Annotated in this window: 23 protein-coding genes and 1 pseudogene; 11 read left to right on the top strand and 13 right to left on the bottom strand. The window is 63.1% G+C overall.

The genetic code is table 11. The annotated features are described in order from the left end of the window. Window positions 1-14 precede the first annotated feature (14 nt). Window positions 15-452 carry a hypothetical protein gene (locus GOB93_RS14655; RefSeq protein WP_173584251.1) on the bottom strand — a complete coding sequence of 146 codons (438 nt, stop codon included), beginning with the start codon at window positions 450-452 and terminating at the stop codon, window positions 15-17. 376 nt (window positions 453-828) lie between these two features. On the opposite strand from GOB93_RS14655, the gene GOB93_RS14650 reads away from it, so the two are divergent. Then, window positions 829-2,208: a GntT/GntP/DsdX family permease gene (locus GOB93_RS14650; protein WP_173584269.1), complete on the top strand. Its 1,380-nt coding sequence runs from the start codon at window positions 829-831 to the stop codon at window positions 2,206-2,208. Between the two features lie 334 nt (window positions 2,209-2,542). Here the strand turns inward: GOB93_RS14650 and GOB93_RS14645 are convergent, their stop codons facing one another. Continuing rightward, window positions 2,543-2,941, bottom strand: a complete 399-nt coding sequence (locus GOB93_RS14645; RefSeq protein ID WP_277877282.1) for a DUF6525 family protein — start codon at window positions 2,939-2,941, stop codon at window positions 2,543-2,545. Between the two features lie 79 nt (window positions 2,942-3,020). Between GOB93_RS14645 and GOB93_RS14640 the strand changes: the two genes are divergently transcribed. From GOB93_RS14640 to GOB93_RS14625, 4 genes are all read left to right on the top strand, one after another. Beyond that, window positions 3,021-3,635 (top strand): DUF1826 domain-containing protein, encoded by a 615-nt coding sequence (locus GOB93_RS14640; protein ID WP_173584250.1) that lies wholly within the window; start codon window positions 3,021-3,023, stop codon window positions 3,633-3,635. 3 nt (window positions 3,636-3,638) lie between these two features. Continuing rightward, window positions 3,639-4,250 carry a hypothetical protein gene (locus GOB93_RS14635; protein WP_173584249.1) on the top strand — a complete coding sequence of 204 codons (612 nt, stop codon included), beginning with the start codon at window positions 3,639-3,641 and terminating at the stop codon, window positions 4,248-4,250. 185 nt (window positions 4,251-4,435) lie between these two features. Continuing rightward, on the top strand, window positions 4,436-6,226 hold the full coding sequence (locus GOB93_RS14630) for a DUF885 domain-containing protein (RefSeq protein ID WP_173584248.1): 1,791 nt from the start codon (window positions 4,436-4,438) through the stop codon (window positions 6,224-6,226). Between the two features lie 139 nt (window positions 6,227-6,365). Next, a complete protein-coding gene (locus GOB93_RS14625; RefSeq protein WP_173584247.1) occupies window positions 6,366-6,716 on the top strand; it encodes a hypothetical protein in 351 nt (116 codons plus the stop codon). Here the strand turns inward: GOB93_RS14625 and GOB93_RS14620 are convergent. The 7 genes from GOB93_RS14620 to GOB93_RS14590 are packed head-to-tail and all read right to left on the bottom strand — an operon-like array spanning window position 6,667 to window position 11,679. Further along, complete coding sequence (locus tag GOB93_RS14620; RefSeq protein WP_173584267.1) at window positions 6,667-8,358, bottom strand: ArnT family glycosyltransferase; 1,692 nt, start codon at window positions 8,356-8,358, stop codon at window positions 6,667-6,669. The genes GOB93_RS14625 and GOB93_RS14620 overlap by 50 nt on opposite strands. Next, window positions 8,352-9,128, bottom strand: a complete 777-nt coding sequence (locus tag GOB93_RS14615) for a glycosyltransferase family 2 protein (protein WP_194300076.1) — start codon at window positions 9,126-9,128, stop codon at window positions 8,352-8,354. Before GOB93_RS14615 ends, GOB93_RS14620 begins: the two co-directional genes overlap by 7 nt. 14 nt (window positions 9,129-9,142) lie before the next feature. Then, a complete protein-coding gene (locus tag GOB93_RS14610; protein WP_173584246.1) occupies window positions 9,143-9,646 on the bottom strand; it encodes a F0F1 ATP synthase subunit B family protein in 504 nt (167 codons plus the stop codon). A gap of 36 nt (window positions 9,647-9,682) precedes the next feature. After that, window positions 9,683-10,300, bottom strand: a complete 618-nt coding sequence (locus GOB93_RS14605) for a F0F1 ATP synthase subunit B family protein (protein WP_338422386.1) — start codon at window positions 10,298-10,300, stop codon at window positions 9,683-9,685. Window positions 10,301-10,317: 17 nt separating this feature from the next. Then, entirely contained in the window at window positions 10,318-10,542 is a 225-nt protein-coding gene (locus GOB93_RS14600; protein WP_146886574.1) for an ATP synthase subunit C family protein, read from the bottom strand. 51 nt (window positions 10,543-10,593) lie between these two features. Beyond that, window positions 10,594-11,343, bottom strand: a complete 750-nt coding sequence (locus GOB93_RS14595) for a F0F1 ATP synthase subunit A (RefSeq protein WP_173584245.1) — start codon at window positions 11,341-11,343, stop codon at window positions 10,594-10,596. A 30-nt stretch (window positions 11,344-11,373) separates the two neighbouring features. Beyond that, entirely contained in the window at window positions 11,374-11,679 is a 306-nt protein-coding gene (locus GOB93_RS14590; RefSeq protein ID WP_173584244.1) for an AtpZ/AtpI family protein, read from the bottom strand. Between the two features lie 329 nt (window positions 11,680-12,008). Between GOB93_RS14590 and GOB93_RS14585 the strand changes: the two genes are divergently transcribed. Next, the gene (locus tag GOB93_RS14585) at window positions 12,009-15,302 is read left to right on the top strand and encodes a Hint domain-containing protein (RefSeq protein WP_173584243.1); all 3,294 of its coding nucleotides are present in this window, start codon (window positions 12,009-12,011) and stop codon (window positions 15,300-15,302) included. Window positions 15,303-15,507: 205 nt separating this feature from the next. Here the strand turns inward: GOB93_RS14585 and GOB93_RS14580 are convergent. The 4 genes and pseudogenes from GOB93_RS14580 to GOB93_RS14565 all read right to left on the bottom strand — a co-directional run bounded on the left by GOB93_RS14580 (window position 15,508) and on the right by GOB93_RS14565 (window position 19,460). Further along, window positions 15,508-16,800 (bottom strand): annotated as a pseudogene (locus GOB93_RS14580) (NAD(P)/FAD-dependent oxidoreductase). A 319-nt stretch (window positions 16,801-17,119) separates the two neighbouring features. Next, a complete protein-coding gene (locus tag GOB93_RS14575) occupies window positions 17,120-18,511 on the bottom strand; it encodes an NAD-dependent succinate-semialdehyde dehydrogenase (RefSeq protein ID WP_173584242.1) in 1,392 nt (463 codons plus the stop codon). A 2-nt stretch (window positions 18,512-18,513) separates the two neighbouring features. Next, window positions 18,514-18,762: a hypothetical protein gene (locus GOB93_RS14570; RefSeq protein WP_173584241.1), complete on the bottom strand. Its 249-nt coding sequence runs from the start codon at window positions 18,760-18,762 to the stop codon at window positions 18,514-18,516. Between the two features lie 95 nt (window positions 18,763-18,857). Next, complete coding sequence (locus tag GOB93_RS14565; protein WP_173584240.1) at window positions 18,858-19,460, bottom strand: TetR/AcrR family transcriptional regulator; 603 nt, start codon at window positions 19,458-19,460, stop codon at window positions 18,858-18,860. A gap of 239 nt (window positions 19,461-19,699) precedes the next feature. On the opposite strand from GOB93_RS14565, the gene GOB93_RS14560 reads away from it, so the two are divergent. The 5 genes from GOB93_RS14560 to secF all read left to right on the top strand — a co-directional run bounded on the left by GOB93_RS14560 (window position 19,700) and on the right by secF (window position 25,463). Beyond that, complete coding sequence (locus GOB93_RS14560) at window positions 19,700-21,679, top strand: glycosyltransferase family protein (protein WP_173584239.1); 1,980 nt, start codon at window positions 19,700-19,702, stop codon at window positions 21,677-21,679. After that, complete coding sequence (locus GOB93_RS14555; protein ID WP_173584238.1) at window positions 21,621-21,863, top strand: hypothetical protein; 243 nt, start codon at window positions 21,621-21,623, stop codon at window positions 21,861-21,863. Before GOB93_RS14560 ends, GOB93_RS14555 begins: the two co-directional genes overlap by 59 nt. A 330-nt stretch (window positions 21,864-22,193) precedes the next feature. Beyond that, window positions 22,194-22,613: a DoxX family protein gene (locus tag GOB93_RS14550; RefSeq protein WP_173584237.1), complete on the top strand. Its 420-nt coding sequence runs from the start codon at window positions 22,194-22,196 to the stop codon at window positions 22,611-22,613. A gap of 346 nt (window positions 22,614-22,959) precedes the next feature. After that, complete coding sequence (gene secD, locus GOB93_RS14545; RefSeq protein ID WP_456304267.1) at window positions 22,960-24,516, top strand: protein translocase subunit SecD; 1,557 nt, start codon at window positions 22,960-22,962, stop codon at window positions 24,514-24,516. Window positions 24,517-24,527: 11 nt separating this feature from the next. Next, window positions 24,528-25,463, top strand: coding sequence for a protein translocase subunit SecF (gene secF, locus GOB93_RS14540; RefSeq protein ID WP_173584235.1), 936 nt, complete (start codon window positions 24,528-24,530; stop codon window positions 25,461-25,463). Window positions 25,464-25,557 lie beyond the last annotated feature (94 nt).

Genomic DNA, 25,557 nt, shown 5'->3' with positions numbered 1-25,557 from the left:
TCCGCACCACCCCTTCACTTCATCAGTCCCGCAAAACATCGGGCCAGTAAGTCCGGCGCTCCCAGTCTCCTCGCCCACCTCGACAGTTGCCGCCGTTCGGAAGGCTGCGCCCATCCACCCCACACGTCCCTGAACTGTTTCTCTCCCTGCCTCTCAACGAAGAATAAAACACCATCATCCGCAACAGGCGTCGCAACACGCACGGCACTCCAGACCCCGGCCTGCATAAAAGCGCTGATCGTCACCTGCGAAGACCGGACACGCCCATTCAGCGCACCGGCCACGAGGACAGCATATTCCTGCCTCCGGGCCTCCGTCAGAGCCGTATCAACGCCGCGACAGACCGGCATGCCCATAACCGGAAATGCCAGAAAGGACGTGACGACGAGTACCACCACCAGAACGCGCACCGCATTCGCCGGACCAGTAAACCGCTCACGCAGGCGAAACATCCCCAGCCCCCCTGCCTGCAGAAGCCCGAAAGCATCACAAAAACAGCCCCGGCTAAAGCTACGAAACAAGTCTGCTGAAACGTTTTCCCGACACGTGAGTCTACTGATTACGTCATGACCGGAAGCGGACAAGAAGAAAATTCCCGTATTCAGATTTCATAAACAACGAACAATCATGTTCCCAATCCGCTAAACAGATCCCGTTACCCGGAAAACGCCCTGCCGAACCTGTCGACGTACCCCCAGACGGCGGCATCAGCTTTGCCATCACACAGTCCAGCGCCGGATTGTCCGGCGCCCTTCACTGTTATGTGTCTGGTTATTCTCTCCGGCCAGGCTAATGGTCTCGCCTTTTCTAATGTTCAGGTGACGTGTTCTGGATCATACAGTTCTGGCGTGGACCGCGCATGACAGCCGGCTGATCGGATCATGTATCGCCGCTCTGCTTGTAATTGTTCTGCTGATAAGCTGGCTGCGGCTGACACCGTTTCTCGCCATCCTGCTGGGGGCGCTGACGTTCAGTGTCTGCAGCGGCCTGCCGATCCTGCCGGCGATCGGCGCTTTTCAGACCGGAGCCGGAAAGCTGCTCGGCGATGCGGGTATTATCATCGCACTGGGATCGATGCTGGGCGGAATGATCGAACACAGCGGCGCGGCCGGACGGGTGGTGTCGATGCTCCTGTCGCCGGGAGGCCGGCCAGTGCCAGCCGCGCTGCTGCCATGGCTGATTGCGATTGCAGCGATGATGATCGGTCTGCCTCTGTTTTTCGAGGTCGGTCTCGTCATCATGCTGCCGGTCATCGTGACAATTTCGAAACAATCAGGATTGCCGTTGCTGTCAGTGGCAATCCCGGCGCTGGCCGGAATGACAGCGCTTCATGCGCTGGTGCCGCCGCATCCCGGACCGCTGATCGCAGTGTCGATACTGCACGCGCAGCTCGGCGCCACACTGCTGACCGGACTCGGAATTGCCATTCCGGCTGTCATTCTCGCAGGACCGCTTTATGGAAAATGGCTGTCGCGCCAGTCCGGTTTCAATATCCCCTGCCCGGATCTTCCCGGAGAGGCCGGAGCGGGCGGACCGGCGCCGTCAGGGGCAGTCTCGCTGGCCGTGCTTCTGCTGCCGGTCTCGCTGATGCTGGCCCGCACGGTCTCAAAGGTTTTTCTGCCCCAGACCGGGCTGACAGCGCGAGTTCTGGACGGCGTGGGCGAGCCGTTTTCAGCGCTGACACTGGCCGTTGTTTTTGCCGTTATCATGCTCGGCTGGGCGCGGGGCGTGCCGCGCCACGAGATCGGCCAGACACTGCAGCGCAGTCTGCCGCCGGTTGCGGTGCTGTTGCTGACGATCGGGGCAGGCGGCGGCCTGAAACAGGTGCTGCTGTCGGCCGGAATTGCAGACACGATCAGCAAGATCGCCGTGGCATCGCCATTTCCACCGGTCGTTCTCGTGTGGCTGATCGCGGTGTGTCTGCGCCAGGCGACGGGCTCAGCAACGGTAGCGACATCCGCGACGGCGGGGCTGATAGCGCCGCTGCTGCCACAACTGGGGCTGACGCCGGCACAGGCCTCTCTGCTGGCGCTGTCAATCGGATCCGGATCGGTATTTTTCTGTCATGTGAATGACGCCGGATTCTGGATGGTGCATGAATTGTTCAGGCTGTCTCTGAAGCAGACGATCATGGTGTGGTCGGTGCTGCAGACGATCGTATCCCTGACCGGACTGATTTTGTGCTGCGTGCTGTGGCAACTGCTATAACGGCGGGTGCGAGAGACCATCCGGACGATGACACCCGCCTCATCCCGGAAATTATAAACCATCCGGCACAGACCTTTCGACTGACAAAGATGTTCCCTTCAGAACAGGACAGTCATGAAGGCGGAACCACCCAGGCTCCCCGGAAAGCAGGACCGAACCAGATCATCTACGCCCCGGTCAGCCGAACCAGGTCGCTCATCTTCAGTCTCCTCACGAAGCCTGAATCAAAATCTTCCCTGTCAATAATCAGTCCTGAACCGGAAAAGCAGACCATCGCTCAGTAAGGCACATCGCTCCCCATCGTCACATAAGGAGAAGCCGGAACAGAGTTGCCTCACCTTACCCCCACACGCAAAACCGTCGCCTCCGCCGCCTCATGCGGCAAAACCGCGCCATACGCCTCCGCATAACGCGACGCAAAAGCCGCCCGCTCAAGCCGCTCGCAATAATCAAGGTACCGGATCAGAGCCCGCTCCGCCCGTGCCGTACGCCCGTAAACCCGTTTGTAATGCCGCCAGAGCAGCATCACATTCACCGACCACGCATCATAAGCATGTTCCGCCACCCGCTTCCGCACCGCCACAGGCAACGCATCGAACGCCGCCCAGTCATCCCCCGCATAACGACGCCACATCTCATGCCGCAGCGTCCGCTCATTGCCCTCCACCCCTTCAGGAACAGGACAGGCTCCCGAAAAGCCGGAAAGCACAGTCGCCGGAAGTCTTTCGCACATGCGGACACCCTCACTTCGGTTGCGATCCACGTATTCTATATGTTATGTTATAACATAACAACACACGAAGGAGCCCGGAATGAGACAGGCCTGCCCGACCCGCCAGCGTTTCGCCGTCCCGGTGCCGTTTCAGAACATCGACCGCCCCGACTGCGCCATCGCCCAGGAACCACGTCTCCTGAACCAGGACCTCAGCCAGGCCGCCGCCACCTGGATCACCCGCGGTCCGGACCTCTTCCTCAGCCGGGGCACCATCGAAATCCTCGAAACCGAACTCCGGCAGATCATGCCCGCAGACACGCAGCCGCTCCTGGACGACACGCTCGCCCTCGCCCGCCGCTACCGGTGCCTGTCAGACACAGCCGAAATCCGCTTCCGTCTGGAAAAGATCAGTCACGACAGCTGCCGATGCTTCCACATCGACAACGTTCCCCTCCGCCTCCTCTGCACCTACACAGGCCCCGGCGTTCAGTGGAAACACGCGGAGAACGACACCATCCACGAAACACCCGCAGGCTGGCTCACGCTTCTCAAAGGGCGACTTCACCCCGGCTGGTCCGCGGACACCGCGATCCTCCACCGCTCACCTCCCCTTTCCGGCCTCGGCACGCCCCTCACGCGCCTTCTCCTGACCCTCGATCACCCGGACGCCTGCGGCATGAGCCCGCGCCAGCCCGCCGCCACCGGTCGCTGAATCATGTTCGTCATCGAAAGCTGGCCGGACACCGGCAAAACCGGCCCGCGCGTCGTCGCATCGGCCGATACCCGCATCGTCGCCGACGTGCTCACGCCTTTTCCCGATATCGTCGTCTGGAGCCGCAAAGTCCCCGAAACCTGGCCGGATCTCATCAGTCAGGAGACGCAACCCTCCGAACCACTCACTCTCAGCGGACCGACCGAACAGCTCCGGACCTGGCTGCGCGACAAAGACCCGTTCCCGAAAACCCTCTCATTCCTCAGAGACGATATCGAGCAAACGCTGTCCCTGACAGCCGCCCTCGGCGCCGCGCGAACCCTGCGCCTCACCTGCCATCCCGTCACCACGCCCTTTACACCCACCCTCTCCGCCGGTTCATCGCCCGGCTCATCACTCTGCGCCTTCTGCCTCTACGGCAAAGGCACTCTCACGCTTTTCCATGAGGACGGAAACCAGCGCAGCAAAGCCCTGAACCCGGATCCCCACGCCCTCACCTTCTGCCGCTCCGCCCTTCACACAGTCCCGCAGCCGGAATTCCGGACGCTGAACGGAAGCCGCTGCTTCGCACTCGCCATAGAAGCGTTCACATCGGAAACGTCTTCGTCATACTGAAAAAGCGCGATTGCTGCCGGAACTGTCAGCCAGAAACCCGGCAGCACCACCCCTGCGGAAAACATCTGCTTCAGGCATCCGGAGACCGCGACACCACCCGAAAAAACTCTCCGGGATTTGCAACACGCGCCCGCATGTTAAACACAGCAGATCGTCACCGCCCTCCCGGCCTCTCCGGAATCCTTATGCGAAACCTGCTCACTATCCACACTGCCCTTATCCCCGTCCTCCTCGCCTGCGCCGCAATCGCTCCCCGCCCCGCCCAGGCGGAAGCCGCCACAGATCCTGCGCCCACCTCCCCCGAGGCCCGCTTCAGAGCGATCAGCAGCAGCGAATGGACCTGGCGGCTCGAACAGGACGGTCACGCCCCCGGCGACACACCCGAAACACCCCAGAAATTTCTCCCCGATGTCAGCCCCGCCGCCCAGGCCGCCCGCCTGACCCGCTGGCAGGAAGTGCGCAGACAGATCGCCGCAATCAGCCCGGACAGCCTTCCGGCCGGAAGCCGCGTCGATTACGCCGTCTACACCGGACAGATCGACGCGCTGATCGCCGACCAGACCTGCCGCGCCTACGAAATGCCCGCGAACTCAGACACCGCATTCTGGACCGGCATTGAAGGCGACACCGATTTTCACCCAAAGAACGAAGCCGAATACCGGAGCTACCTCACCCGCCTGAGCCAGGTCGGCCGGTATTTCCACGACCAGACAGACAATATGCGCGCCGGTCTCGCCCACGGCCTCACCCCTCCGCGCGTCACCCTGCAGGGACGGGACGCCTCCATCGCCGCCTATCTCGGAAAACCCCCGGCGGAAACAGCCTTTTACGCGCCGTTCCTGGACATGCCGGCAACAATCCCCGCCGCCACACAGGCCGCCCTGCGTAAAGAAGCTCTCGCCACAATCCGCGAAACCGTCATCCCGGCCTACCAGACTCTCCTGACGTTTTTCCGCAACGAATATTTCCCGCACACCCGCACCACGCTCAGCGCCGAAACCCTGCCCGACGGCAAGGCCTGTTACCAGGCCGCCATCCGCGAATACACGACAACAGATCTCACACCCGATCAGATCCATAAGACCGGGCTCGAGGAAATCGCCAAAATCCGCGCCGAAATGCAGCAGACCATGAAAGCCTCCGGCTTCACCGGCGACATGCCCGCCTTCCTCGCCTGGCTGCGAAAAGCTCCGCAATTCTATGCAAAAACACCGGATGAACTGCTGAAAGACGCCGCCTGGATCGCCAAACAGGTGGACGGACGCATCGGACGCTATATCGGCCACCTTCCCCGCCAGCGCTTCGGCATCGTCCCCGTCCCGGCGAACATCGCCCCCTTCTACACCGCCGCACGCGGCGGAGCAGGCGTCTATCTCGTCAACACCTGGGATCTCCCCGCCCGGCCTCTTTACGCTCTGCGCGCCCTGACCCTGCACGAATCCGCGCCGGGCCATGCATTCCAGCTCCCGCTCGCCGCCGAAAACAAGGACCAGCCGGATTTCCGGCGTTACAGCTATCTCTCGGCCTACGGCGAAGGCTGGGCGCTCTACTGCGAACGTCTCGGCGACGAAATGGGCCTCTACGAAACCCCCTATGACCGCTTCGGCATGCTCAGCTACCAGGCCTGGCGCGCCGCCCGCCTCGTCGTCGATACCGGCATCCATCACATGGGCTGGACGCGCGATCAGGCCATCCGGTACCTGCTCGATAACACCGCGCTCTCCCGGCACGAAGTCGAAACCGAAGTCGACCGGTATATCTCATGGCCCGGTCAGGCTCTTTCGTATTATCTCGGCGAAATGGCCATCCGCCAGGCCCGCGCGAAAGCCGAAGCCGCCCTCGGACCGGCCTTCAATATCCGCGCCTTCCACGACGTCGTCCTCCAGACCGGCTCCGTCCCCCTCCCCGAGCTCACCACCCGCGTCGACCAGTTCATCCATGACGGCGGCAAAGGCCCTTATCCCGACGAGGAATGACACAAGCCGCGCAAAATCCTTAACTCCCGTCATCTTCCGGCAAATTTTAACGCTTCGGTAAATCCTTCCGGTCATCATCCCTCTCACGGAAACAGCCCGCCCACGGGTGAAACAGAGTTCTGAGAGAAGGAAACCGGAGATGCGGGTTACGGAAGCAGCACGCCTGATCATGACAGGAAATCTGAGCCCGGAAATCCTGTGGCAGATGACCACCCTCAGCGAACGCGTCGCCATCGCACTGCTCGTCGGACGACCGGATTACCTTCCCGCGAACGCCAGCACCCCCGGCGCCGCATGGGACACTCTCGACGCCCGCAGCCGCGCCCTCGTCATGCGCCGCGCCCCGGTGAAAATCAGACGCCGCCTTCCCGGCTATACCTGCGCGCCCCGCCCCTTCTCGCTGATGTCAGCAGACGGACACGCCGCCCGCAGCGCCAGCCTCAGGGAGAAGCTGCGCCGTAAAGACCAAGATCGAGCCATTTGCCAGTAGAATAGTTAAAGCCGCTCACCCGGCCATATTCCACCTCGTGAACGCCCTTCCCGGACAGCGCCTCCCGGAACGTCGCGAAGTCGCGCCGGTCCACCAGCACCAGACCGCAGGACGGATTGCGACTCAGCATCGCGGCGCCCTCACGAGCATTCCGGAGCTCGACTTTCCCATGCATCAGAAACACAAGACTGGGCTCTGAAAACGAGCTTGAAACAACTTCCGTCGCAGGACACGGCCTGTATTCATCAACAAGATCCGCGATACGCGGCGCCAGCCAGATCTCGTCCAGGCGCGGAACAATGCCGAGAAACAGCCCCATATAGATCACAACCGCGCATGCCGCCGAACACATCGCCGACTGCCACAGCCGTCCCCGGACCACCTCCCGCACCGCCAGAGCCAGCAGCGGCAGACTGCCGCCCGCCGCAAGCCAGGCCGACACGGGAATCTGCCCGACGAGAACCTTCGTCAGCGCAATGCCGGCGACCGACAGCGCAATCCCGATTGCCGCACAGACAACCCCGTAAAACCCGAGCAGAATACGGCCCCAGACGGAACGCCGCCAGAATGTCCACTCATTCCCCGCGGCCTGCAGCGCCGCCGCAGTCAGAATGGCGATCGCCGGATAGGCCGGCAGCACATAATGCGGCAGCTTGGTCGCGATCAGTTCGAACACCAGCCAGTGCGGCACGATCCAGCACAGCAGGAACCGCACCTTCCAGGACGCCCGCCAGGACCAGATGACTGGAATGGCCGCCGCCGCGAAGAACGATCCCGGCCAGAAGGCAATCGCGAAAACCGCCAGATGATAGCCCGGAAACGCCCCATGCGCCTCCTGGCCATGGCCGATCTTGCCAAGAAAATTCCGCCCCACGGCCCGCTGGAAAAATTCCCCATGGCTGACAACGCCAATCGCGATGCACCACGGCAGAACAACCGCCAGCATCACCAGCCATCCCCAGCCGGGCCGGAGCCGCTTCAGCCAGGACCACTCCCGCTCGACAAACGCAAAGGCCAGCGGCGTGCCAAGCCCGGGAATCAGAATCACCGGCCCCTTGAGCATGAGCCCGCAGCCCAGCGCGCCCCAGAACAGCACCGCCGTCCAGACAGGCGTCGGACGCCCCGCCGCCCGGTCCCGCAACACACGAAGCAGCACAGCCTGAACCAGAACGACAACCAGCAGCAGCGTGCTGTCGATCGTCGCCATCCGCCCCTCGGCCGTCACCAGAACCGAGGTCCCGAGCAGCACCCCGGCCATCAGACCGGCCGCCGGCGTGAACAGCAGCGCTCCCATCCGCGCCGTCAGCACGACAGCAGCCGTCATCGCCAGCAGCGACGGAACGCGATACGCCCAGATCTCCCGCTGCCTCAGCGTCCCGGAGAGGGAGACAGCCGCCGCTTCCAGCCAGTAAATCCCGGCCGGCTGAAGATAGCGCGGCTTATCCTGAAACCGCACATCGACAAAATTTCCGCTCTCCAGCATCTGGGCCGTCGCCTGCATGTAGCGCGGCTCATCGCGATCGAACGGCGGAATCGACGCCCGGCCCGGAAGAAGAAGAAAAAAAACGGCAAACGCCAGCAAACCGAGCCGCACGGCCAGGGAACGCCGGAGAAAAACCTTTCCGCCAGCCCGCTTCAGCATTCCCGGACTGACGACGGCAGTCTCGTCCGGTTCCGCAGCCACATCACGCCGAGCAGATCACGGACCCCGACAACGGCCCGACCGAAATTCGTATATTTCGACTGCCCGTAAAGACGGGACCGGTGATGCACCGGCCGGCAGAGAAGCGGAGCGCCATAGCTCTGCATCAGAGCCGGCAGAAACCGGTGAAGCCCCTCGAAATAAGGCAGATCGAGGAAGTCCGACCGCCGGAAGACCTTCATCGGCGCACCCGTATCCGGGCACCCGTCATCGAGCAGCCGCTGACGCAGCCCGTTCGCAAACCGTGTCGCAATCCGCCGCCAGACCGTGTCGCTGCGCTTCGGACGCGTCCCGACCACAAGCGGCGCCCTGCCCCGCGCCGCGCCGGTCAGCGCCAGCTCAAGAAGCGCCGGTATCTCCGCCGGATCGTCCTGACCATCCCCGTCAATCGTGGCAATCCACGTCCCGCGCGCATGCCGCACCCCGGTCCGCATCGCCCCGGATTTCCCGCAGCGACGGTCATGCGCGAGAATACGCAGATTTTCGAGACCCGGTTCAGATCGCGCCCCGGTCAGCGCCAGAATGGTGCCGTCCATGCTCCCGTCATCGACGAAAATGATCTCGGTGGACGGCAGCAGCGGCAGAACACCGGCAAGTTCGCGGCAGACAGATGGAATATTCTCGCGCTCATTGAGCACGGCAATCACGATACTCAGCACCGGCGCCCCCCCGTCAGAGGCCACGCCGGCAACTTTATCGTCTTCCTTCAACGTCCCGCCAACGATCAGGCGGCACGCGAGGAGAGAGCAGCAGGCAGACCGGCAATGGCGCTGTCCACCATGTCCGAGGACGTCTGGGCCGGAAGCGACTGCTGAATGACAAGACGGGCGCCGTCAAAAGCCGCATCGACAGCCGCCGCCCGCACTTCCTCAAGCGCCGCGCGCTCGGCCGCCGCGATCCGGTCCTTCGCCATCTGCTCGCGCCGGCGCAGCATGTCTTCCGCGTCCTGACGCGCCCTGCCGGCAAGATCCTCAGCCTGTTTGCGCGTCTGCTCGATCAGGGCATTCGCCTCCGCATAAGCCTGCTCACGCTCACGCGTCGCATCCTCAAGCATCTGCTCGGCCTCGCGCCGCAGCCGCGCCGCCTCATCCAGCTCAACCCGGATCTGGTCGGCCCGCGCGTCCAGAAGCGCCGCCAGAGGCTTCCAGATCTTCGCGCCAAAAATAACAAAAAACAGAACAAATGAGACGGCGAACCAGAAGACCGGTTCATGAAAAAGATTAGACACCGACGTTATCCCCTCGTCACGTCTCTGTTCGTCGCGTCAGACGGCGGCAGGCTGACCAGAAACGCCAGCCCCGGCAACCTTCGCCACCGCAGCCTCGACCGCCGCACGGTCAGGCGCATTGCCCGTAATCCGCTGAACCAGCGATTCCGCCACATCACAGGCAATCGGACGAAGCGATTCCAGAGCGCGCTTACGCTCGGCCGCCACACCGGCTTCCGCCGACGCAATTTCCGCCTCAAGCTTCGCATTCATCTCGGCAAGACGCTGCGCCGCCGACACCCGCTCCTGCTCAAGGACACTGTCCAGATGAGCCTGCGCCTGCGCCGCAGCCGCCTTCTTCGTCTCATTCAGCTCACGAACGGCCTTGTCGGCCTCAACTTTCGCCGCATGAGCCTGATCGAGATCTCCGGTGATCCGTTCGTTACGGTTCTTCAGAACCGTCTCGACGCGGGGCAGAGCCCAGCCACGAAGCGCCAGATAGAAAAACAGGAAAATGATACCGCCCCAGATGACCTGGCCGGTCACGAGCGGATTTTTGAAATCCAGCTGGGGCATGCCCGCCGCGTGCGCGCCGGGCGCAGCCGCCACGATGAGCGGCAGACCCGAAATCCCTGCCAGCAGGGAGTGACGAATCAGAGTGACCGGTAAGCGCACGAGACGTTCCTCCGCCCTCAGACGAACAGGATCAGGAAGGCGATCAGCAGGGCGAAGAGAGCAACGGCTTCCGTCAGCGCGAAGCCCAGCATGCCAAGACCGAACACATGCGGGCGGGCCGCCGGGTTACGGGCAATGCTGCTGACCAGCGTCGAGAAGATGTTGCCAAGCCCGATGCCGACACCGGCAAGAGCAATCACGGCGATACCGGCACCGATTTCACGGGCTGCAGCGATGTCCATTGTTGTATACTTCCCTGGTTGACGAACACGTTGACTGACAGGAGAGCCGCCTCAGTGAGCGACGGCCTCTCGCAGATAAATGCAGGTGAGGATCGCAAACACATAGGCCTGCAGAACTCCGACCAGCAACTCAAGACCGATCAGCGCGATATTGATCACGATCGGACCCACCGCCAGCACATCACCGATGAAGCCCAGACCGGCCAGCATGATGACGAAGCTTGCGAAGATATCGAACATCACATGCCCGGCCACCATGTTGGCAAACAGTCGGATCGACAGACTGACAGGACGTGACAGAAACGAAAGAATTTCAATCGGCACCAGCAGCGGCGCCAGCGCGACAGGCGCGCCGGCCGGCATGAAATGCGCGAAGAATTTGAAACCCTGCACCTTCAGCGACACGATGATGGAGATCACGAACACCATGATCGCCAGCGCGAATGTCACCGCAATGTGGCTGGTAAAGGTGAAGGAATGCGGGATCAGGCCGAGATAATTACCGGCGAGAATGAAGAAGAACAGCGCGAAGATGAACGGAAAGAACGTCGTCCCCTCAGGACCGATCGTATCGACCGCCAGATTCCGCACGAATTCGTAACAGATTTCCGCCGCCGCCTGCAGCCGCCCCGGAACAACCGCGGCAGGCTTCATCCCGTAGAACAGAAACGCAAGCACCAGAGCGCAGGCGATAACCATATAGACAGGAGACTGACTGAGACGGACCGCCTCTCCCAGACCACCGAGTACCGGATGCAGCTCGAACTGCCCGAGCACGTCGATACTTGAACCGCTCGCCAACGCCTTCTCTCCCCGGCCCGAGATGACCTCTCAGGATTCTCTCTCATCCGTGCCCGGCGGCTTTACCAGCCTCCAGACATTCAGAATACCCGCACAACCACCCAGCAGCGCGAACACCACGAGAAAAAGAGCGCGGTAGTGGAACCATCGGTCCAGACCCCACCCGATCAGAACTCCGGCAATGAGACCACCCAGCATCTCGCTGCCTGCCCGCGCCGCCAGAGCCAGGATCGATTTGTCCTCGCTGTCCGGCTGCTGCTCCGCAGGCTGCTTTCCGGCCACACGCGTCTGCGCGGCACGGAGGCGGTCTTCAAATGAAGTTCTGTCCTCGGTCATTCACACCTCAGGATCGGGTGCATCGGCTTGCTAACGATACGGCTTTTCCCTGTCAAGCAACCGTCGCGGCCCACACGCCACTTCCGCACCGCACAATTCAGCCAGACAGCATAAATCCATGTCTCAGCAGGCAGAAAAACGTCGCTTTAACGAAACTGACACACTCTTTTAACGGTGATTTCCGACCTTTTAACGCGTGCCGCCGGACAAAAGATGAAACACTGCCCGTCAGTCAGCCGTCTGTACCATCCCGAATCAGGTTCAGACATCTTTCCGGCCGGAAACACACCGCCTGGCCACGCCGCAAACCGTAACGGGAACAGATCGTAATGACGAGCGCCTCTTCTGACGTCACAACACCCGCCACCTCCGGCGCCTGGATCGTGAGCGGACAGACAGCCCTCGTCTCCGCCGGCGAAACCATCACCGGCGCCACCGTCGTCGGCGGAGGCACCCTGCTCGTCAGCGGCACAGCCAGCGACACCACACTCCTCGGAACCTCCGCCGGCCCCGCCACCGAAATCATCGCCGCCGGCGGAACCGAAAACAGCGTCCAGGTCACATCCGGCACCGTCTCCGCCACATCCGGCGCCACAATCAGCGAAGCCACCGTCCTGAAAGGCGGCACCCTCGTCCTCTCCTCCGGCGCCAGCGCCGGAACACTCATCGCAGGCACAGGCGGCAACATCACCATCTCCGCCGCCCAGACCAGCTCCCTCATCCTCGAAGGCGGCTCGGTCTCCATCACCTCCGCCGCCGTCCCGCTATCCGCCTTCTCCGGCGGAACCCTCCTGCTCGGAAACGGCACCAGCGCCGCCGGACTGACAGTCGGCTCCGGCGGCACGCTGCAGCTCAATGGCGGCGCCGCGACCGGCACCGTCATCAGCGGCCCCTCGGCATCCGAACAGATCCTCGCCGCCCCCGCCGCCGGAGGCCCGGCCGACACACAGTTCGACATCATCAGCGGCGGCACCCAGACTGTGTTCTTCGGCATCGGCGTCGCCAGCGGCACCGTCGATGCCGGCGGCACCCAGATCCTCATGTCATCCGCCACCGCAAACCAGGTCACCATCGCCTCAGGCGGACAGCAGAGTCTCTCCGCCGGCGCCGTCGCCACAGACGACACCATCGAAACCGGTGCCTCCGTCATCAATAACGGCACCCTCGTCTTCGGCGGCCAGAGCACCATCCAGGGCGAGATCAGCGGCGCAGGCCTCATCGAACAGACCGGCCCTCACGATACCGTCCGTTTCGCCTCCGGCGCGCTGGCGGCCTTCTCCGGCACCATCGACATCGGCGGCGGCACCGTCATCGTCGCCAACGGACAGGACGCCGCGAATATCAGCTTCGGCTTCACCGCATCCGGCCCCGAAACCCTCGTCCTCGGCGGATCGCTCCCCGCCGCCCTGACCGTCTCCGGCTTCGCTTCCGGCGACAGCATCGTCCTCTCCGGCCTCACCTCCGGCGCCACCTTCGACATCAGCAGCGGCTCGCAGCTCCGCATCGAATCGGGCGGCACGCTGATCGAAACCATCAGTCTCGGCAGCGGCCTCGACTACGGCAGCGCCGGCCTCACCCTGACCGAACAGCCCGACGGCAGCGCCGCCATCCTCACCCTGGGGGGCGCTCCCTCCGGCTACACCAATATCGTGATCAGCCCCGGCGCAACCTCCACCCAGGTCTCCGCCGGCGACGGCGCCGTCATCTCCGCCGGCACCACCGCCATCCAGACCGAAATCCTCGACGGCGGCCGCCTCTATATCGACGGAACCGGAATCCAGAACATCGTCGACGGCGGCGGCTCGGAAACCATCAGCGCCGGAGGCACCGCCATCCAGACTGCCGTCGCATCCGGCGGCACAACAACCGTACTGTCAGGCGGAACCGCCAGCGGCACACTCGTCAACGGCGGAACCCAGGACATCGAAGGCGGCACCGTTACCAGCGCCACCATCCGCGGCACCGTCATCACCGACGCCAGTACTTCCTATTTCCCTACCCCGTTCACCGGCAGCCAGATCGTCGACAGCGGCGGCGTCGCCAGCAGCACCCTCGTCACCCTCGCCACCGGCTACGAAAGCCCGTGGAACAACCCCGTCTACGCCGGCGCCACCCAATACGTCGAAAACGGCGGCACCGCGATCGACACAACCCTGAGCGGCGCCCAGACCTCCTGGCAGATGCATATGACCACGGAGCTGACGGAGGGGCAGGTCTCCCAGATCGTCTCCTCCGGCGGCGCCGCCATCCACACCACCATCAGCACCGGTGGCGTCATGGACGTCCTCTCCGGCGGCTCAGCCTCGAATGTCGTGCTCAGCGGCGGCGGCCTCACCCTGGAAACCGGCGCCCTCTATTCCGGAACCCTGACCTTCGCGCCCCTCGCGGCCAACACGCCCTATGCGTCGAACATCACCACCGGCTCGGTGCTGACCGCCTCGATGGCCATGATCACGTCGCTCACCATCAGCGGCTTCGACGCCACCGGCAGCGTCGTCAACATCAGTCCCGCGATGCCCACACCCACCTGGGTCAGCACCGTGAGTTCGATCGTCATCTCCGACCTCGCCTTCTCCGCAACCAGCCCGGACACCGGACTCATCGGTCCCGACGGCACCCTGACCGTCACGGAAGGCAGCGAAACCGTCAGCCTCCACCTCTCCGGCACATTCGGCTCGGAATTCTATTTCCAGATGGCCCCGGACGGCGGAACGGAAATCACCTACGGCGTCCCCTGCTACTGCCCCGGCACCCTCATCGCCACACCGGACGGCGAACGCCCCGTGCAGGACCTCGCCATCGGCGACCTCGTCCTCACCGCCTCCGGTAAAGCCCGCCCGATTCGCTGGATCGGCCGCCGCAGCTATGACGGCCGCTTCGCCCGCGGCAACCCCGACATCATGCCCGTCATGATCCGCCCCGGCGCCCTGGGCGACGGCCTGCCCCGCCGGACCCTCACCATCTCGCCGCTGCACGCCATGGCGCTCGACAATACCCTCGTCCCCGCCCGCCTGCTGCTCAACGGCACCTCCATCGTCCAGATGCAGCAGACCGACCACATCGATTACATCCATATCGAACTCGAAACCCACGACATCATCCTCGCCGAAGGCGCGCCCTCCGAAACCTTCGTCGATGACGGCAGCCGCAACATGTTCCACAACGCCGAAGAGTTCGGCGCCCTCTATCCCGACGCCCCGCCCGCCCGCGACACGGAAACCTCCGGCCGGTTCTGCCTGCCCCGGATCGAGGACGGTCCCGCCCTCGAAGCCCTGCGCACACGCCTCGCCGGCATCGGCCAGACCCTCGCCGCCGGCTACACCGTCAGAGGCTTCACCGACATCGCCGGTCCCGCCACCGTCGAAGGCTGGGTCCGCTGTGACGCTCTCCCCGACGAACCCCGCAACCTGCTGATCCGCTGCGGCGGCAGGGACATCGGCATCGTCACCGCCGACCGCTTCCGCGCCGACCTGACCGAAGGCGGACGATACAGCGGCAGATCCGGCTTCACCTTCCCGCTGCCTCACCCCATGCCGCCGGAACTGATAACCGTCATCGACCTGGAAACCGGCGCCATCCTGCCCCGCGCCGGCCAGGAGGAGCCGCAGCACGCCGCCGCATAAAGGCGCTCAGCGACAAAACCGTGACAAAAAAATAAAAGTTTCTTGGTGCCGCCTTTTTTCAAAAAGGCGGCGTCTTCTGAAGCTTTTTGAAAAAAGCTTCACCAAAAACTTCTTTTATAATTGCCCGATGATATGACAACAGGCTTTTAAAACAGCCCCTGACAAAATGGTTTGCAAAGACATCACCCTCACATCACCGGATCGATCAGTCCAGCCGCACGGAAGGCCTCACAAACGTCTCCATCCATTCCGTAAAGAATGAGAGCAGACCCCGGAACAGCCCGAACAGGGCGATCTGGTGCTGACGATAGAGCATGACATGCCCGATGCGGGCCAGCAGACCATGCGTCAGACCGCCACCCTACACCGAGCCGCCCGGAAAAGCAGCCCACCCGTTATAGGTCCCCAGCGCGACAATGGCGCCCTTGTTCTGAAACACACAGGACAAGACTGCCTGCTTCCGCTCGATCCAGGCCGGAAGATGCCGCGCCAGATGATTCGCCTGCTGCCTGGCAACCTGAGCCGTGGCGGGAAGCGGATCGTCCGCGACATAACAGCAATCGCCCATGGCAAAAATATTCTCGTCATCGACCGAGCAGAGACTGGGTTTTACAAGAATCTGCCCCGATTTGCTGAGAGACAACCCGCCGTAAGTCTTTGTCACCTCCGGCGCCTTGACCCCCGCCGCCCAGACCCGCAGCCTGGCCGGAACATGCGTGCCATCCTTCAGAATGAAACCGCCCGCATCCGCCGCGGCAACCCGCGCCCCGGTCCGGACCGTCACGCCAATGCGCTCCAGCTCCGCCCTGGCGGCAACGGAGACAGATTCCGGAAAGGCCGGGAGAATACGGGCGCCGGACTGAAGCAGCGTAATCCGCAGCGCCGGCGGCGTTTTGCCAAACGCATGCAGACTGTAAGGATCGACAATATCCAGCGCCTTATGCAACTCGGCGGCAAGCTGCGTCCCGGTCGCCCCGCCGCCGACAATGGCGATATCCAGTTCGGAACTGTCCGCGAACGCACGAAGAAGTTCCATGCGGAACTTTTCATTGAACGCGTTGGCTTCGACAAGATTGTCGATGGACAGACAATGTTCCTTAACACCCGGCGTCCCGAAATCATTCGCGCAGCTGCCGATCGCCAGAACGATGGTGTCGTATTTCATCGTCCGGCTCTCCAGCACGAGACTCCCGTCCGCGGCATGAAACGGACTCAGAACGACCTCGCGCTTCTCTCGATCAACAGAAACAACCTCACCAGGCCAGAATTCAAAGTGATGCCCGCTCGCCTGCGTGATGAAACTGATGCGGTCGTTTTCATTCACCACAGTCCCGGCCGCGAAACAGTGCAGCATGGGTTTCCAGACATGAGAAAACCCCCGGTCGATCAGAGTGATGCGGGCTTTGCCGGTTTTCCCTAATGATCTGCCAAGCTGAGTGGCAAGCGAAAGCCCGGCGACACCGCCGCCTACGATAAGGATTTCAGGTTTGGACGCCATTGGTCTCTCAAGCCCCGTACAAGTGTGCTCCGGAAAGAAATAAATGCGTATTTATTTTTAAAACTTAAAACAAAGCCAATATTACTATATTATTAAATAATATCCGCGCGATTATTACCTGAATTACAAAATATGTATCTGTTCAGACAGCAAATACCTGTGCGCCGTTCAGCGCATTCCCCCGGAGCGTGGAGGACCAGCAGGAGACACCATGCGTCCTCCGCCGGTCTGGTCATATTGTTTCAGAAAACTGCCACGGTTTCCGGCCGCCCCGATCACTCAGGTCAGCCGGAACCCCGGCAGAAAACGCCGCCGTTCGTCAGGCCGGCGCGTCAATATCGACGATATTGATCAGCTTGTGGTTGACGAATTCCTTGATGCCAAGTCCGACAAGCTCACGGCCATAACCGGAACGCGCGATGCCGCCAAAAGGAAGATCCGCTTTCGGGATCAGCGGATGATTGATGAACACCATGCCCGTGCGGATCTTCGACGCCACCCGCGCACCCCGCGCCTCGTCTTTCGTGAAGACCGCTCCGCCAAGTCCATAAGGAGAGTCGTTGGCGATCCGGATCGCGTGCTCCTCATTCTTCGCACGATAAAGCTGCGTGACCGGACCGAAAAACTCCCAGTGCCGCGCTGCATTGTTCTCATGCAGATTGGTCATCAGAAGCGGCCGGAAGAAAGCCCCCTTCTCAGGAACCGGATTCCCGATTTCCTCAACCACAGCACCATGCTTCTTCGCTTCCTCAACCTGACGGATCAGATCGTCCTTCGCACCCTGCGAGGAAAGCGGCGCAAGCGTCGTGGACGGGTCCATCGGATCGCCGGCCTTTAGCTCCGCAACACCTTTTTTGTAGAGATCGAGGAAACGGTCATACACCGCGTCATGCACAATGATACGCTTGGCCGAAACACAGACCTGCCCGGCATTCCAGTGACGCCCCATGACCGCCCATTTCGCAGCCTTTTCAACGTCTGCGTCATCCAGAACGATAAAGGCATCCGCGCCGCCGAGCTCCATCGTCGCTTTCTTGAGCGCCTTACCCGCAACACCGGCGATAATCACACCAGCCCCTTCCGATCCCGTCAGCGCAACCCCGCAGACACGAGGATCGTTCAGGATCATTTCCGTATGAGGCCGCGCCGCATACAGATTGCGGAACAGTCCGTCCGGCAGCCCGGCCTCCTTCATCAGATCCTCGCAGATCGCGGCACACTGAGGCAGATTGGAAGCATGCTTCAGAAGAACGGCGTTACCGGCCGAAAGCTGAGGAGCCGCAATGCGCACCACCTGATAAAACGGGAAATTCCATGGCTCGATCGCGAAAACAATTCCAAGCGGCTCATGAACCAGCACCGCTTTTCCTTCCGCCGGATCGGCGACGGGCAGAGCCTCCGGCTTCAGAAGCTCAACAGCATATTTCGCATAATATTCGAATATTTCAGCCGAAAGAATAACTTCCTTCTTCGACTCCGCAAACGTCTTGCCCATCTCCAGCGTGGCCAGGCGTGCATATTTGTCGATATCGCGGCGCAGAATCGCAGCCGCCGCATTCATCACACGGGCACGCTCGGAGAACGGCGTCTCCCGCCATTTTTCAAACGCCTCATGCGCACGGGCAAGAGCGCCTTTAACGTCCTCATCCGTTGCATTAGGGAATGTTTTTACGACTTCGCCCGTGTAGGGATTGGTGGTCGCGTAGGCCATATCTACCTCGTCTGGCTCTGGATTGAAAATGGCGGTGTGTTCCGAAAGAGTTCACAGCCGGACTGTTCCTTCCCGCCGCTCGCGGCGGATTTCTCCACCTGAACCGCGTCCGGCACCCGGCGCCGTGTCCGGGAAGCCATGCGTAACGTTCCGGCACGACCGGCCATGACGTCAGCCACCGCGATCATCGCGACGACGAAGCCACCTGAGACCGCCAGTGCCCCTCCCGGCTGATGCAGACCGTCCGGCATGTTCCCGTCTCCTTTCGGATCTAAATAGTCGACCGGTCTACTATTATTAGACCGGTCGACTACAGAATCGGGGCGCGAAAACCACCCCTCCGCTGTCAATGACCTGTATCATCCAGAAACCGGACTGTATCCATCCATGCATAGTCAAATGGGCGTGAGCTTCGAACGATCCGTGCCATCAGGGTCGCCCCCAGCCAGGTCTGATAAAGCATGCTGGCAAAGTCGTGCGGCATCACCGATGACGGAACAGACCCGTCTTCCTGCCCGGCCCCGACAATCCGGGCCAGACGTTCGACAGCCTGCGCGGTGCCGCTCTCCAGGATGGCCCGCATCCGCTCGGAAAGATCCGACACTTCCGCCCCCAGCTTGACGATGAGGCATTTATCGCCGTCCTGACCGCCTGAATGCGTGTCGCGCCAGAACTGGCAATAAGCGAGGATATGCGCCCGTCCGTCACGGTCCGCCGAGGCGAACACGTCGTCCATCTTATGCAGATAGTCCTCGATGTAACTCCGCAGAAGCTCCTCTCCGAACGCCTCTTTCGATTCGAAATAGTGATAAAAAGAGCCCTTCGGAATCTTCGCCACTTCGAGAATCTGTGAAATGCCGACAGCGGAAAAACCACGCGCCCCGATAAGAGGGCGGGCGGCGTCCACAATATTCCGTCTGACAGTGTGCTGTTTTTCGGCGATCGTCATGCCTCCGGTCATGAGCACGCGGACCGCCCCGGTCAAGCTTCAAAATTCAAAGTGTCCGCAGGGTCTGAACACCCTCCAAAGTCCCCGGTCCTTTTAACTGAACAAACCGGGATCAAAGGGACCGCGTCCCTTTGCGGGGCCGGGGCAGCGCCCCGAAAACCCCGCTCCACATCCCTCGCCCCCGCCCCCACAGTTCCTTCGTTGGCAAAACATTCAGTCTTTTCTGCGACTCTCCCCCCATGTCCGCAGACCGCCCACCCCCGCACCTGCATCAGGCCGCCACCACGGCGCCCCACGGCCACACGCAGGACGCCATCACCGGCTTCATCGACGTCATCGCCCCCCTCCCGGGACAGGGCTGGCGTCTCGCCGGCTGGGCACGAAAAACCGCCGGCCCCGCATCCCCTCTCACCGTCGCCGTGCTCTGGCATGGCGAGGAAGTCGCGCGCGGTCCCGCAAACACCTTCCGCCCGGACCTGGTCATTCCGGGTCACGCCGACGGATACCACGCCTTCGATTTCCTCATCCCCGAAACCACCGCCCCGGCAACATCCCCCGCCGCTTTCGACGTCATCGTCCTGCACGCCCGCGTCCCCCTGAACCGCGCCGGAGACGCAGCCACCGGCGAGGCCCAGAACACCACCGGAGACACCCCCTCCCTCCCAGGCCCCGTCTCCCTGCGCGCCTGCGTCGACGTCGTCGGCCGGGACCGGATCGCCGGCTGGCTCCGCGACGACAGCGCCCCCGAGACCAGGCTGGGCGTCACCGTTTCCGTCGACGGCGCCCTCATCCGGCGCGTCCTCGCCAACCGACTCAGAGCCGATCTGCGCGACAGCGGCCTCGGCGACGGCCGCTACGGCTTCGACATTCCCCTCTCGCCGCCCCTCTCCGCCGATACCGATCACACCGTCACCGTCATCTGCGCCGAAACCGGCGAGAACCTGCCCGGCTCCCCCTTCCATTTCGCCGCCACCAGACGCTTCAACGAAACATTCCGCCAGCACGTCCGGCAGACCCTCGCCGGCATCGCCTCCGCCACGCACCGCGAACAGGCCCTGGAATTCCTCTCCGCCGAACTGGACAGCCTCCGCCGCCATCAGGGCCGCGACGACGCCCGCCTCCTCGCCACGGAACGCCACCAGGCCTCCCGCCCCGCCGCCAGTTCCGTCACCAGTCCCGCCACCGGTCCCGTTGCCGCCCCCCAAACCGGTGCCAGAACCGGCACCAGAACCCGGACCGCCGCCGGTCCCACCCCGTCGCGAATCCTGTTCATCGACGACCGCGCCCCCGACCCGACCCGTGACGCCGGCTCCGGCGCCCTCCTCTCGCACATGCAGGCCGCCCGCGCGCTCGGGCACGAAGTCTGCTTCGTCGCCTCAGCCGTCGATCCCGGTCCCTCCGCGACACAGGAACTCGAAAAACTCGGCATCACCTGCTTCCGCAAGCCGACATACCCCAACGTGGAAACACTCCTGCGCATCCAGTCCGGCGCGTTCGACGCCGTCTACTTCCACCGTCTCTCCAACACCTCCCGCTACCTCGCCCTGACACGGCACTACATGCCCGGCGCCCGCCTGATCTCCTCCGTCGCCGATCTCGCCCATCTGCGCATCGAACGTCAGGCCGCCATCGAAGGCCGCCCGGAACTCCGGACACTCGCCGGCCAGGAACGCGTGCGCGAACATATGGCGGCGTGGTCGTCCCACGCCGTCATCACCCATTCCCCCGTCGAGGCCACCCTGCTGGCCCGCGCCGTCCCCACCGCCAGCATTCACGTCGTCCCCTGGCACATCCCCGAAAAACCCGCCCCGCTCCCGTTCCCCGAACGACACGGCATCGCCTTCGTCGCCCATTACGGCCACGCCCCCAGCCTCGATGCGGCAAAATGGCTTGCCGATGACATCTTCCCTCTCATCCGCAGGGAAATTCCGGACACCGAACTGCTCCTGATCGGCAGCGCCATGCCCGATGTCATCGTCCGCATGGACAGCCTGCCCGGCATCCGCGTCCTCGGCCACGTCTCGGACCTCACAGCACTCCTGCGAACCGTCCGCCTGACCATCGCCCCCCCTGCGCTTCGGCGCCGGCATCAAAAGCAAGGTGCTCGAAAGCTGGGCCGCCGGCCTGCCCTGCATCGCAACACCGGTCGCGACCGAAGGCATGACCCTGCCCCCCGAACTCACCGCCTGCATCGCGGCAAGCGCTCCGGCCCTGGCTAAACTCACCGTCAGTTACTACCAGGATCAGACAAAAGCCGACACCGCCTCAGCCGCCGGCCTCCGCTACGTCAGAACAGAACTGAACGAAAACGAGGTCAAAATCCGTCTGAGCAAAGCCCTGGGCCTGCCTCCCCGCAACCTTCCCGCGCCTCCCGGCCCGAAGACAACACGCAACATTCCCTGAAGACACAGCTCTGCCCCCGATTTTCGCAGACTGATCCGCCTTCCGGATCAGCACTCCCACGTCCGGACCGGAACCAGCTACCGCCCCGCTTCACCAAAACCTCCCGGGCGGCATCTCGCCTCGCAGTCTTTCCAGTTCATAACCCCCACTCTCCCGGAGCGCCCGACGCGCACACGGCAATCACCCCCCACCCAAAAACAAAATAAAAGAAACAGTATCGTTCCATCGTTTCTATATAAGACCAGCCCCCACCGATCATAACGTCATGACACCGGCAGCAGCGACCACCCGCCGCTTCAGCTACCCCCTTTCCGCAACCGGATACACGTCATGAACAGAACCCTTTTCAGCCGCGACACAGCTCTCCTTGCCGCCCGCGTCACCCTGTCCTCCCTGTTCATTGTCATGGGCTGGGGCAAACTCTCGGATTATTCCGGCGCCATCGCCTATATGGCGCAGACCGGATCACCCTTCCCGACCCTCTCCGCCCTGATCGCCATCCTCGCCGAACTCGGAACCGGCCTCGCCCTCATCCTCGGCCTGTGGGTCACCCCGCTCGCCGTCCTGCTGGCCGCCTACACCGTCGTCACCGCCTTCATCGGTCACCATTTCTGGACCATGACCGGAACGCTCCGCTACGACATGACCATTCATTTCTACAAAAACATCAGCATCGCCGGCGGCCTGATCGCACTCGCCGTCGCCGGCCCGGGCCACTTCATCGTGCAGCGCCACCGCCACGCCACCTGAACAGACCGCCCCTCCACTATAATAACAAAGTGTAACGAAACCCGCCGGACGAACCCGCCGCCACAACCGGAAAGCACACCCATCCGGCCCACGCCCGCCTCACCGGCGGTCCGGAAACTTCGCCCGTCCACCCCGCCGCAAAGCCACCGTCCCGCCGCAGCCACCCGCCACAATCAGGAGAACAGACAACGACGTCCTTCCCCACCCGCGAAGCGGTTGCATTCCGGGCCGATGCCCTGCATGTTCCCGCCGCCATAAACTTACCGGCAGAAGAGGCATAAGTGGTCGTCCACACACAGCGCATCAGCCCCTGTCCGCAGGACAGAGAACGGTTCCCCGCACGATGATGTATTACAGCCGGGCCAAACTGTTTTCCGTCATCGCCGCCTGTCTTGCCGGACTGCTGCTGTGCGTGCCCAACTTCGTCCGCAAACCCGCCGCCTCCATCCCCTGGCCCCAGATCCATCTCGGCCTCGATCTGCGCGGCGGCTCCTACCTGCTCATGCAGGTCGATCTGTCGTCCCTGACCCATGACCGCCTCCAGAGCCTCTCGGATTCGGCCCGCCAGTCCCTGCTCGCCGCCGGCCTCGGCTACCGGGACATCGCCCTCGACACAAAACAGGGCCAGTTCTCCTTCCGCCCGCGCGACCCGTCCGAAAAAGACCGTGACCTGAAAATACTCAGCGACATGCCACGCGCCGTCGCCGACGAATTCACCGTCGCCGCCCGCCCGGACGGCAGCATCGCGCTCACCCTGTCGCCAGACGCCATGAGAACCCGCGCTCATGAAGCCGTCACCCAGGCCATCGAAATCGTCCGCCGCCGCATCGACGCCACCGGCGCCGTCGACCCGGAAATCACCCGTCAGGGCGAAGACCGCATCATCGTCGAACTCCCCGGCATCAGCGACCCGGAACACATCAAGTCCCTGCTCGGCACCACCGCCCGCATGACCTTCCGCCTCGTCGACGAAACCGCGCCAGGCGCCACCGTCGCCCCGCCCGGCGACACCATGCTCCCGCTCACCGAGGCACCGGGACAGACCCTCGCCGTCCGCGACCATATCGACGTCGACGGCGCCGATCTCGTCAACGCCGGCGCCACAACCGACGAACAGACCGGCGGCTGGGCCGTGAACTTCACGCTGAACTCCGCCGGCACCCGCGCCTTCTCCGCCGTCACCCAGGCCAATGTCGGACGCCGCTTCGCCATCGTCCTCGACAACAAGGTCATCGAAGCCCCCGTTATCCGCTCCGCCATCACCGGCGGCAACGGCATCATCACCGGCAATTTCGACGCCCGCAAAGCCACCGATCTCGGCCTCCTGCTCCGCGCCGGCGCCCTGCCCGTGCCGCTCACCGTCGCCGAGGAACGCTCCATCGGCCCGTCCCTCGGCGCCGATTCCATCCGCGCCGGAGCTCTCAGCCTGCTCGTCGGCTTCCTGCTGGTCATCGTGTTCATGGCCCTGTTCTACGGCCGCTTCGGCTGGTACGCGAACGTCGCCCTGTTCGCCAACCTGGTCCTGATGCTCGCCATCCTCTCCCTGTTCGGCGCCACCCTCACCCTGCCCGGCATGGCCGGCATGCTGCTCACCCTCGGCATGGCCGTCGACGCCAACATCCTCATCGTCGAACGCATCCGCGAGGAACTGAAACGCGGCCGCACCCCGCTCGCCGCCATGCAGGCCGGATTCGAGCGCGCCACCGCCACCATCCTCGACAGTAACGCCACGGCCTTTCTCGCCCACGTCATGCTGTTCGTCTTCGGCACCGGCCCGGTCCGCGGCTTCGCGCTCACCATCACCATCGGCATCGCGACAACCCTGTTCTCGACGCTGCTGCTCTCCCGCCTCCTGATGGTGCGCTGGTACGCCCTTACCCGCCCCTCCACCCTTCCCGTCTAGGCCGAAGCGTTATGTTTGGACGTCCCCTGCTGCGTTTCGTCCGCAGCGACACACACATCAACTTCATGCGCGGCCGCTTCCTCGGTCTCGCAACCTCGGCCGTTCTGTCGCTCGCGTCAGTGATCCTGTTCTTCCACCCCGGCCTCACGCTCGGACTGGACTTCAAAGGCGGCATCGTCGTCGAGGCCCGCACAAACGGGCCCGCCGATTTCGGAAAAATCCGCACCGCCCTCGCCGCCCACCACATCGAAGCCGCCGGCGTGCAGGCCTTCGGCAGCGACAACGACGTGCTCATCCGCCTCGGCGCGGACGAAAACACCAACACCAACGCCGTCATCGATCAGGTCCGTCACGCCGTCACGGAGGCCCAGCCCGGCGCCACCGTCGTCCGCGCCGACGCCGTCGGCGCCTCCGTCTCGGCCGAACTGTTCCGCAACGGCCTGCTCGCCCTCGGCCTCAGCCTGGTGATGATCCTCGCCTATATCTGGTTCCGCTTCGAATGGGAGTTCGCCCTCAGCGCCGTCATCACCCTGGTCCTTGACCTGACCAAAACCGTCGGCTTCCTGGTCCTCACCCATTTCGAATTCGACCTGGTCATGGTCGCCGCGATCCTCACCATCCTCGGCTACTCCACCAACGATAAAGTCGTCGTCTATGACCGCGTGCGCGAAAACCTCCGCCGCTACCGCACCATGCCGCTGCGCGAACTGATCGACCTCTCGATCAACGAAACCCTCAACCGCACACTGGGAACATCCACAACCGTGTTCCTCGCCGCCCTGCCGCTCGCCATCTTCGGCGGCAGCAGCCTCTCCGGCTTCGCCTGGGTCATGCTGTTCGGCATCGTCGTCGGAACCTCCTCCTCCATCTTCATCGCCGCGCCGCTCCTCCTGCTGCTCGGCGAAAAAAGACTGCGAAAAGACACAAAACCAGCCGCCCCAGGCTGATCCGCCAGACCAGGCGCACGCATCTTCGCTTTGCCAGAAAAGCCTCTAAAAAAGGCGATTACAGCAAGCGCAGCAGCCTTTCGGGGCTTTGCCC

It is taken from the genome of Acetobacter musti (assembly GCF_011516835.1).
GTDB lineage: Bacteria > Pseudomonadota > Alphaproteobacteria > Acetobacterales > Acetobacteraceae > Acetobacter > Acetobacter musti.
The sequence above is the reverse complement of the archived record's forward strand: the minus strand, read 5'-3'. Positions and strand labels throughout refer to the sequence as shown.

What these genes read in the sequence shown, in the direction of transcription:
- GOB93_RS14655 (WP_173584251.1), bottom strand. Translation starts at nt 452, where the DNA reads ATGTTTCGCCTGCGTGAGCGGTTTACTGGTCCGGCGAATGCGGTGCGC.
- GOB93_RS14645 (WP_277877282.1), bottom strand. Translation starts at nt 2,941, where the DNA reads ATGTGCGAAAGACTTCCGGCGACTGTGCTTTCCGGCTTTTCGGGAGCC.
- GOB93_RS14640 (WP_173584250.1), top strand. Translation starts at nt 3,021, where the DNA reads ATGAGACAGGCCTGCCCGACCCGCCAGCGTTTCGCCGTCCCGGTGCCG.
- GOB93_RS14635 (WP_173584249.1), top strand. Translation starts at nt 3,639, where the DNA reads ATGTTCGTCATCGAAAGCTGGCCGGACACCGGCAAAACCGGCCCGCGC.
- GOB93_RS14630 (WP_173584248.1), top strand. Translation starts at nt 4,436, where the DNA reads ATGCGAAACCTGCTCACTATCCACACTGCCCTTATCCCCGTCCTCCTC.
- GOB93_RS14625 (WP_173584247.1), top strand. Translation starts at nt 6,366, where the DNA reads ATGCGGGTTACGGAAGCAGCACGCCTGATCATGACAGGAAATCTGAGC.
- GOB93_RS14620 (WP_173584267.1), bottom strand. Translation starts at nt 8,358, where the DNA reads ATGCTGAAGCGGGCTGGCGGAAAGGTTTTTCTCCGGCGTTCCCTGGCC.
- GOB93_RS14600 (WP_146886574.1), bottom strand. Translation starts at nt 10,542, where the DNA reads ATGGACATCGCTGCAGCCCGTGAAATCGGTGCCGGTATCGCCGTGATT.
- GOB93_RS14590 (WP_173584244.1), bottom strand. Translation starts at nt 11,679, where the DNA reads ATGACCGAGGACAGAACTTCATTTGAAGACCGCCTCCGTGCCGCGCAG.
- GOB93_RS14585 (WP_173584243.1), top strand. Translation starts at nt 12,009, where the DNA reads ATGACGAGCGCCTCTTCTGACGTCACAACACCCGCCACCTCCGGCGCC.
- GOB93_RS14575 (WP_173584242.1), bottom strand. Translation starts at nt 18,511, where the DNA reads ATGGCCTACGCGACCACCAATCCCTACACGGGCGAAGTCGTAAAAACA.
- GOB93_RS14570 (WP_173584241.1), bottom strand. Translation starts at nt 18,762, where the DNA reads ATGCCGGACGGTCTGCATCAGCCGGGAGGGGCACTGGCGGTCTCAGGT.
- GOB93_RS14565 (WP_173584240.1), bottom strand. Translation starts at nt 19,460, where the DNA reads ATGACGATCGCCGAAAAACAGCACACTGTCAGACGGAATATTGTGGAC.
- GOB93_RS14560 (WP_173584239.1), top strand. Translation starts at nt 19,700, where the DNA reads ATGTCCGCAGACCGCCCACCCCCGCACCTGCATCAGGCCGCCACCACG.
- GOB93_RS14555 (WP_173584238.1), top strand. Translation starts at nt 21,621, where the DNA reads ATGACCCTGCCCCCCGAACTCACCGCCTGCATCGCGGCAAGCGCTCCG.
- GOB93_RS14550 (WP_173584237.1), top strand. Translation starts at nt 22,194, where the DNA reads ATGAACAGAACCCTTTTCAGCCGCGACACAGCTCTCCTTGCCGCCCGC.
- secD (WP_456304267.1), top strand. Translation starts at nt 22,960, where the DNA reads ATGTATTACAGCCGGGCCAAACTGTTTTCCGTCATCGCCGCCTGTCTT.
- secF (WP_173584235.1), top strand. Translation starts at nt 24,528, where the DNA reads ATGTTTGGACGTCCCCTGCTGCGTTTCGTCCGCAGCGACACACACATC.